Here is an 8,328-nt window from a genome sequence, read left to right as displayed (position 1 = left end):
GAACACGACCGTTAAGCCCTCTAGCGCCGATGGTACTTGGACCGCAGGGTCCTGGGAGAGTAGGACGCCGCCAAGCAAAGAACCACTGCCGATGTTATTCGGTGGTGGTTTTTATTTGTTTATAAGAATTAAATATGATAAGTGGAAGCTCTGACATGATCGATACTGGAAGGTAACATTTTTGTTACGGATAACAGCGGCAAAACCAGTATAATAGGACTATGTTAAATATGCTAAAAGTACCTGACCACAGAGCTGGAATGTGCAGCTGTGAAAAGGAGGGTGTGTGTGTTAAGTTGGCGGAGACTTGGACTACAATCATTTCTGTTGCTTTGTCTGACCGTTGTTCTAGCAGGATGCGGTGAAGCTTCAGGATCTGTATGGACTTCATATGAAGGCGCGGTGAACGAGAAGAGTTTTCCGGTGCCGAAAGTAGCGAATAAATCTGACCAGTCTGAAAATAATTCGGATATGGATTATGTTCGATATACGCTGTCTGGTATTAGTGAGAGTACTAGCTTGCCTGAGGTATATCTAGACGAGATTAAAAGCTGGGGTTGGACAGAGAGGCAAGCCAAGGGTACATCCAATGAATCCAGTACCTTGCGTGTATTTGCAAAGGAAGGACATACTGTGCATTTAGCAGTTCATGATGGTTCCTTTACACTAATGGTTCCTAGAAATGATGCTACTCAAACGACAGTTAAATCATTGGCTGAAGATGATTAAGCTGGTTAAAGTATGGTTTGGTATGATTAATTAACGCTGTGATGTTCCTTATAATATAGTAAAGCTCCCGTGTACGATCGGGGGCTTTTTGTTATTTAGCGAAGTAGGCTTTAGTAATGGTGGAAGAAGCTATCACGTATGGTGGATCAGAGGTCATAAAGGTACAGAAGGAAGGAATGAGTAGTTTCTTCCGTACCATGTATAGGTGGTATTGTGCTTGAAGCATAGGGGAGTGTAGAGCGCTAAAAGTAGAGGGGGAGAGATATAAGTTGCATAAAGGTATTGAGGTAATGAATGGCTGATGGAAAGCAGCTTGAGGGCATATAGAGCTGAGACTGAGTGAGAGATCGCTCAAAGGTGTAAGATCTACGAGATATCTGGGGTTATGAGGATATGGAGCAGCGGGAGGAAAAGAGGAGAAGAACGGAGCCACGAGTGGGGATAACTCATTTAACTATGCCCATGCTGTGGATAATGGGTGAGAAGGGAACAATAAATAAAGGTTATCCACTGTGGATAACCTTTATTTGAGCATGTGAGGCTGAGTCAACTGAACGATACACGATTATGTTTTTGCATCAGATTATTCGAAGGGCTCAGCGGTTATGTATTACAAGTAAGTAAGGTACATTGAGTATTGCATAAATGAGGGAGTGTTATTGCAGATAATATGAGACATCTTGTTCATTCAATTTGATGAGTCCGTCTTTGCGCTCACGGGAGAGCACCATTACAACATACAAGCGAGGACCCAGCAACCACAAATGCCAGAAGATCAGCGAGAGGGTGAAGGACAATGGCGACCATATCAAACATACTGTAATGATACATAGCCCAATCCAGCTCATGTTAAGGTGTACCCGGACAAACATACGGAAGCTAAAATGCTGATCAGGGATATAACCTAACCAGGGCATACGCATATTCCAGCGCCAGCGTTTGGCGTAAGAGGTACGGACCAGAAGTAATATCGTTCTGGCGATGACATAATGAATCCAGATGGTGATTGGACCTGCCAGTACAAAAAAGAAGAGGCCAGTCCAGGAGAATGCGAGTAGATTGAATAAGAGCATGATGACCGGCAGACACAGATAGCTGTAAATGACACTGCGGGCGATAGCCTTTTTTTTCAGAAGCCGGTATTGATAAAATGTTGCTTTATTCTCCGGTTCGGCGATCATACGATTATATATCCTCCTTCGGATTCACGTTTGTGTGGGGTAGGTATTCATTGTTCTTACACGAGTAAAAGGGAATGAATCATACATGTATGTATATATGAACCTTGTATCTCACGCCATGACGATTGTACAAGATATTGAGATTCGACGGAGCTTATCTCAGTATACTCCCGAATACACGGACTGTCAGGCTTTGATATCGTTATCATGTATTATATATCGGCTGGGATTCCATGTTTTTTTAAGGAAATTGAATATAAGTTTGTGTCAGGCTATGGGATACGTGATGTAGAGGTAAATGCGATGGATTGTAAGATTACTGTATATACATAAGCAGGTGAATGTTCTTGTAGGGAGAATGAATGTATTTTTCGGTACAGACACCCAAGAGGGGGTGGGCGAATATATATATTTTATAGAAAGAAAGCACTATGAAAATGTTTAAAATAATAGAAACTGTGCAATACTGATAGTAAACGTAAAACAAGGTGGGATGGTTCATGGAAGAACATGCCGAACACACATGTATTATCTGCGAGCAAAGAAAAAGAGAAGGCATTTTTATTGTATCTGAATTCATATGTGACACTTGTGAAGCAGAAATGGTTCATACCGACGCGCAGGATGCCAAGTACAATTATTTTATTCATCAAATGAAGCAAATTTGGGTACAAAAAAACGCATAATAAATGTTGCTAATAGAAGTAGAAGCGAAACATCACATTGTAACGATGCTGATGTGTATAGAGGCCCAATGGGCCTTTTTCTGTTTTTAAGAGGAGAGATTGTCTTGTATGCCATCTTGGGAAGGCGTATGCTGATATAATGGTATAGATCATTTGCAGTAACGCGTGTGGAGATGGGGAAGAAGTGCGTTCCTTGGATTAGGAAGCATTTTAAAGCGCATAGGACGCACATAATATATGTACAGGATGGTTATTTCATGGAACATAAAAATAAATTAAGTGGTGCCCCTTTATATGAAGCGTTGCTTGCGTATCGTGATTCGAAGCAGCGTTCTTTTCATGTGCCTGGGCATAAGAATGGACAAGCTTACCGACATTTGCTGGAACAAACAGAAGCAGGACAATTTCCTGTTAAGGATATCGTCAATGAGGAACACCTGCACAACGGTGAGATTCAGAATAATGGAGAAAAGAATGTTAACCAGAAGGTAGAGCGTTTCAGTTCGGTGGGTGAACATGAGGCTGATCTGGAGAGCGTGGAACGACTCAGCGTTGAAGGGGCTCACTCGGAATTAGAACTGGTACCGGTGCGTTCATTTCTGGAGATGATGGAGATGGATGTTACGGAGATCACGGGCACCGATGATTTGCACCATCCGGAAGGTGTAATCCAGGAAGCACAGGAGCTTGCGGCAGATTGTTTTGGAGCGGAGGAGAGTTTCTTCCTTGTGGGAGGAAGTACAGCAGGTAATCTGTCCTTACTGCTCACCGTGTGTGATGAGCCAAACAGTATTGTACTGGTGCAACGGAATGTGCACAAATCCGTTATTCACGGGTTAATGCTGGCAGGAGCAAGAGCTGTATTTCTGGAGCCGTGGGTCGATCCTGCGTCTGGACTTGCGGTCATGCCGTCGGTGGAGACGGTTCAGGCTGCTGTCCAGTCCTATCCTGAGGCAAAGGGCGTATTGGTCACTTTGCCCAATTATTACGGCATGGGCGCTGATCTGACGCCCATAGCCGAGGTATGCCACGCTGCTGGCATGCCACTGCTCGTGGATGAAGCGCATGGCGCGCATTATGGGCAGCATCCGGAGCTGCCTGTCTCTGCACTGTCATGCGGAGCAGACGGTGTCGTGCAGTCGACACATAAGATGCTGACGGCCTTCACCATGGGTGCCATGCTGCACATTCAGGGACCACGGTTAAACCGGTCCCTGTTAAGGCAGCGTCTGGCCATGGTGCAAAGCTCAAGCCCATCATACCCCGTGATGGCTTCGCTTGATCTGGCGCGCCGGCTGCTGCATGTGCAGGGCGCGAACACATTCACGGCGGGGCTCGCCGCCGTGAAAGCCTTTAAGCGCGGCCTCGCGGAGCTGCCGCGCTTTCAGTTGCTGCAGCCTGCACAGCCGCTGCAGCCAGAACCGCCAGCCGGAACTGCGAAGCCGGCTGGCATGTCCGTGTCCGCCGCGCAGCAGACACGGGAGGGCCTGACCGCGGCGGCGATGCCATCTGCCGCGGGGTATACCGCTCAGGACCCATTCAAGGCCGTCATCTATGACGGCGCAGGGGTGCTGAGCGGTTATGGGCTACAGCAGCAGCTGGAAGCATGCGGCTGTGTGCCTGAGATGAGCGACGAACGGTACGTCGTCTTGCTCTTCAGCCTGGGCTCAACGGTGCAAGATGCGCAGCACCTGTTGCAGGCTTTACACCATATCAGCTCGGCGGATGGGCATGAGCAGGTCCAATCCAATGCAGAGTCATCTCATCGGCTTGCGAAAGATTCGGCGCATTATATTTCCACGTGGAACAATTTACAAGAAAAAACTCACTACTCGGAACCGATCTCCTTTACACTGCAACCGATTGTGGAGACGGATACGATCAATGTCCCGATAGAAGAAAGCGCGGGTTGTCGATCAGCTGAGATGGTAGTCCCGTATCCTCCAGGGATTCCGCTTGTATATCCGGGTGAACGTATTAGTACATCGATGGTGGCTCGTATACAACTCCTGCGGGATGAGGGTGCAAAATTTCATGGGGTATCCGATGCATCTCTACAGTCATTGAAGGTTATGAAGGAATGAAGGGAACACATGAGGATCTGAATTGCATTCACCAATAGGTAGGCAATATGACCAATACGGATAGCGATACTGGACCCTACACATGTGAGGGTCTCTTGGTCATTAATCTAGTTGCTAGGGTGTGTCTTCAAAATCAGGCATGCAATACGTTGAAGGATGTCAGGGTCCAACAGCTTGAAGTCAAGGATTGCTGATCCTGGCGAATTGTCCAGACGATTTTCTAAGAAACCGAGGACGTCTTATTTAGCCTTCGAGTCCTCCTTTTATTTTGTAAGGAACCTGAGACACGTTATTAACCATATTGACCTAACAAACACGCTGTAAACGGCTGGTTATTCCAATATACCGTGTTTCAGATTCCTTAGATTGCTGCGGGCGCTTCAAATCGCTGAATAAGACGTCACAGGGTCGTTAGCCCTCCCGCTCCGTGCCCTGCTCCAGACACATTCAGTTTGAAGACACGCTTTAGTTCAACTTATATAGATAGACATAAGAAAGAAGGGAACACTTTGGGTATTCCGCTAAAAAAATATACAGGAATAGTCCTGCAAGTTTTGTTGATGTACGGTTTTTATTGGATTGGCAACTTGATTCAAGCTGTATTACATCTGCCATTAACAGGCAGTATTGTGGGCATGATGGTATTGTTTGTCACCATTCAACTGGGATGGATCAAAATGAGCTGGGGAGAAGAAGGGTCGACGTGGCTTCAATCTCATCTGCAATTGTTGTTCATCCCCCCAACTGTGGGCATTATTAATCATTTTGATTTTTTTAGAGCCAACACCTTGTTATTGGTACTTGGTTTGATTGTTAGCACATTAATCACCTGTCTGATATCTGCCAAATTAAGTGAGTTGCTTATGACATGGAGATCGTCTCATTCAGGTAAAAAGGAGGCGATCACTTGTCAGCATTCATCCTCGGAATTGGAATGATCGCGCTAACCATCGCTGTATATATTCCAGCCACTCGTCTATATAAAAGGCTGAAATGGCCGATACTTATGCCTGTACTCACAACGACTGCCATCCTGATTCTGATATTGGTGATTTCCGGTATAAAGCTGGATACCTACATGCTGGGTGGAAAATGGATACAGGAGCTTTTGGGACCAGCAGTCGTATCGCTCGCTTTTCCCTTGTCCAGACATCTGCATGTGCTGAAGCAAAATATCATTCCAATTGTGGGTGGAACAATCGGAGGCAGTATTACAGGTGTCTCCACAGGCGCTTTAATCGCCATTCTGCTCGGCTATCCGCAAGAGATGGTCATCGCATTATTGCCAAAATCAGTGACAACTCCTGTGGCTATTCAACTCGCTAATCAGGTTGGGGGGAATGCCTCATTCACATCGCTGTTTGTGATGATTGCAGGATTCTCAGGGATATTATTGGGGCCGATGCTCTTGAAATGGGCCAAGGTCCGCAGTAAACATGCCTATGGAATTGGACTGGGTTCAGCATCTCATGCCCTCGGCATGGCAAGGTCTTTTGAATATGGAGAGAATGCGGTAGCCCTCAGTTCAGTTTCCATGATTGTCAGTGCTATTGCCGGATCAATTATGCTTCCATTATGGGTATGGATTATCTACGGTTGAACGCTTTACTTTGTTGTTCATGTTGGAGTAACCGCTGACCTATAGTATGATAGAAAGAAACAAGCTTGTATGATCTTGGTGTTATTAATACGTACCGATATAGCTGTAGCTATACACCTCTGGGCGGGGGATATCATATCTTGTAGCAAGAGGGTCTAAGCATATTCAATTACAGCAGCAATAGATGCAATTATCGACATAGAAAGCAGGGAAGCATATGCAGGGCAGAGGTAAATTCATTACGCTGGAAGGGGGAGAGGGTTCCGGTAAAACAACGATGATCGGTAGAATAGGTTCTTATTTTGAAGAACGGGGTATACCTTACGTAGTTACGCGAGAGCCTGGTGGAATTGAGATTGCGGAGAAAATACGTTCAATTATTCTGGACCCTCTTCATACGGCAATGGATGCTCGAACCGAAGCGCTATTGTATGCAGCTGCACGCAGCCAGCATCTGGCGGAGAAAGTAGAGCCTGCGCTGAGAGCTGGAAAAGCAGTCATCTGTGACCGATTTGTCGATAGCAGTCTGGTCTATCAAGGCTACGCCCGTGGACTCGGGATAGAGAATGTATGGGCCATTAACCGTTTTGCGATTGGTGATCTCATGCCGGATGTGACCTTATATCTGGACATTGAGCCTGAAGTGGGGCTTGCCCGGATCGATGCTCATGATGGCCGCGAAGTGAACCGTCTGGATCTGGAAAATCTGGAGTTTCACCGTAAAGTGCGAGAGGGTTACTTCCTATTAAAAGAGCAGTTCCCGGAACGAATCAGAGTTATCGATGCTTCCATGAAGCAGGAGGATGTCTTGGCAGCAATGATTTTGTCGCTGGAGACAGGGATTTTGAAGGATTTTGACGAGTAATTGTCTAATATATAGACAGGGCATTTGATAAAGGTGCTTATTCTAAAGGAGGTTATGCAGGATGAAACTGATTGTTGCGATTATACAGGATAAAGACAGCAACCGATTATCCAGCGCATTGGTCAAAGCAAACTTTCGGGCGACGAAGCTTGCCAGTACGGGCGGATTTTTGAAGGCAGGCAACACGACGTTTATGATCGGTGTCGATGATGGTCAAGTCGAATCCGTAATGAACGTCATTCGCAGCAGCTGTAAGGTTCGTGAACAGCTCGTGACTCCGGTCACACCGATGAGTGGAACAACCGACTCTTACCTGCCGCTACCTGTTGAAGTTCAAGTAGGCGGAGCTACTGTATTTGTTCTCCCGGTAGATCGCTTCGAACATTTCTAATTAAACCTATTGCATGGATCCCATGAGGGTCCTTCATGATCGATAGCATGTTGGAAACGATGGATGCAAGAAGAGTTAACAGAGTTCGTGCGTGCCACTTACGGAACGCCTTTCTTGATGAGAAGAATCAGCATACTCTTTCCGGATGAGCATTTCCCAGCTGGGAATGGTTCCTTTCGGAAAGAGGTTGACTACAAAGAACAAGTCCTTGATGGTGATGTGTATCTACCATTATATATAGAGTGTGATCAGCATATATAAAAGCCTCATTCTCACGCACAGGCGCAACGCGCACTGTGCTGATGGGCGATTGGCTAACTATGATAGAAAGCGGGCGTATCCATGAAAATCAATCCTGGATTCAGACCGATTCAGAGCGGGATCAGTTCTACTGATTCAGGTTCCAAACCGGTTCAATCCAAAAATTTCTCTGATATGATGAATCACCAGGGGGAACGGGCCTCACAAGCTGAACTGAATCGCCGGTTTAGTGAAATCCAGCTTCAGGGAGATCGCTTGGTACGTTCCATGACGATTCGTGAACTGAAGGCGTATAAGCAACTTGTTAAAAGGTTCCTGGAAGAGACCGTTCGTCGCGGTGTATCCATGAAAGAGACAAGGGGTTGGGATCGTCGTGGCAGAGGTAAGCGGTATAAGCTGATTGATGAAATTGACTCCGCTCTGTTATCCATGGCTGATGAATTGCTGGATACAGAAGAAGGAAAAATCTCTCTATTACAACAAGTAGGGGAAATTCGGGGGATGCTTATTAATTTAAGCTTCTGAGGAGGA

9 protein-coding genes and 1 rRNA gene are annotated in these 8,328 nt (G+C 46.0%); 9 read left to right on the top strand and 1 reads right to left on the bottom strand.

Going from position 1 to position 8,328, the window contains the following annotated elements; genetic code table 11:
- Positions 1-76: ribosomal RNA gene (gene rrf, locus C161_RS33480) — 5S ribosomal RNA — on the top strand; the annotation flags it as partial.
- Positions 77-288: 212 nt separating this feature from the next.
- Entirely contained in the window at positions 289-729 is a 441-nt protein-coding gene (locus C161_RS04660) for a hypothetical protein (RefSeq protein ID WP_017691399.1), read from the top strand.
- Positions 730-1,385: 656 nt separating this feature from the next.
- Here the strand turns inward: C161_RS04660 and C161_RS04655 are convergent.
- Entirely contained in the window at positions 1,386-1,910 is a 525-nt protein-coding gene (locus tag C161_RS04655) for a hypothetical protein (RefSeq protein WP_036606136.1), read from the bottom strand.
- A 500-nt stretch (positions 1,911-2,410) separates the two neighbouring features.
- Here C161_RS04655 and C161_RS04650 point away from each other — a divergent pair, with 500 nt between their 5' ends.
- From C161_RS04650 to C161_RS04615, 7 genes are all read left to right on the top strand, one after another.
- A complete protein-coding gene (locus tag C161_RS04650) occupies positions 2,411-2,596 on the top strand; it encodes a sigma factor G inhibitor Gin (RefSeq protein ID WP_017691396.1) in 186 nt (61 codons plus the stop codon).
- 257 nt (positions 2,597-2,853) lie between these two features.
- The gene (locus C161_RS04645) at positions 2,854-4,680 is read left to right on the top strand and encodes an aminotransferase class I/II-fold pyridoxal phosphate-dependent enzyme (protein WP_036668479.1); all 1,827 of its coding nucleotides are present in this window, start codon (positions 2,854-2,856) and stop codon (positions 4,678-4,680) included.
- Between the two features lie 509 nt (positions 4,681-5,189).
- Positions 5,190-5,618: a CidA/LrgA family protein gene (locus C161_RS04640; RefSeq protein WP_051449581.1), complete on the top strand. Its 429-nt coding sequence runs from the start codon at positions 5,190-5,192 to the stop codon at positions 5,616-5,618.
- On the top strand, positions 5,588-6,280 hold the full coding sequence (locus tag C161_RS04635; RefSeq protein ID WP_051449580.1) for an LrgB family protein: 693 nt from the start codon (positions 5,588-5,590) through the stop codon (positions 6,278-6,280). Before C161_RS04640 ends, C161_RS04635 begins: the two co-directional genes overlap by 31 nt.
- A gap of 217 nt (positions 6,281-6,497) precedes the next feature.
- Positions 6,498-7,145, top strand: a complete 648-nt coding sequence (gene tmk / locus C161_RS04630; RefSeq protein ID WP_017691392.1) for a dTMP kinase — start codon at positions 6,498-6,500, stop codon at positions 7,143-7,145.
- Positions 7,146-7,206: 61 nt separating this feature from the next.
- Positions 7,207-7,536, top strand: a complete 330-nt coding sequence (locus tag C161_RS04625; protein WP_017691391.1) for a cyclic-di-AMP receptor — start codon at positions 7,207-7,209, stop codon at positions 7,534-7,536.
- A 342-nt stretch (positions 7,537-7,878) separates the two neighbouring features.
- Entirely contained in the window at positions 7,879-8,322 is a 444-nt protein-coding gene (locus C161_RS04615) for a YaaR family protein (protein ID WP_036668476.1), read from the top strand.
- Positions 8,323-8,328: the final 6 nt, after the last annotated feature.

The sequence above is a fragment of the Paenibacillus sp. FSL R5-192 genome (genome assembly GCF_000517845.1).
Taxonomy (GTDB): domain Bacteria; phylum Bacillota; class Bacilli; order Paenibacillales; family Paenibacillaceae; genus Paenibacillus; species Paenibacillus amylolyticus.
The sequence above is the reverse complement of the archived record's forward strand: the minus strand, read 5'-3'. Positions and strand labels throughout refer to the sequence as shown.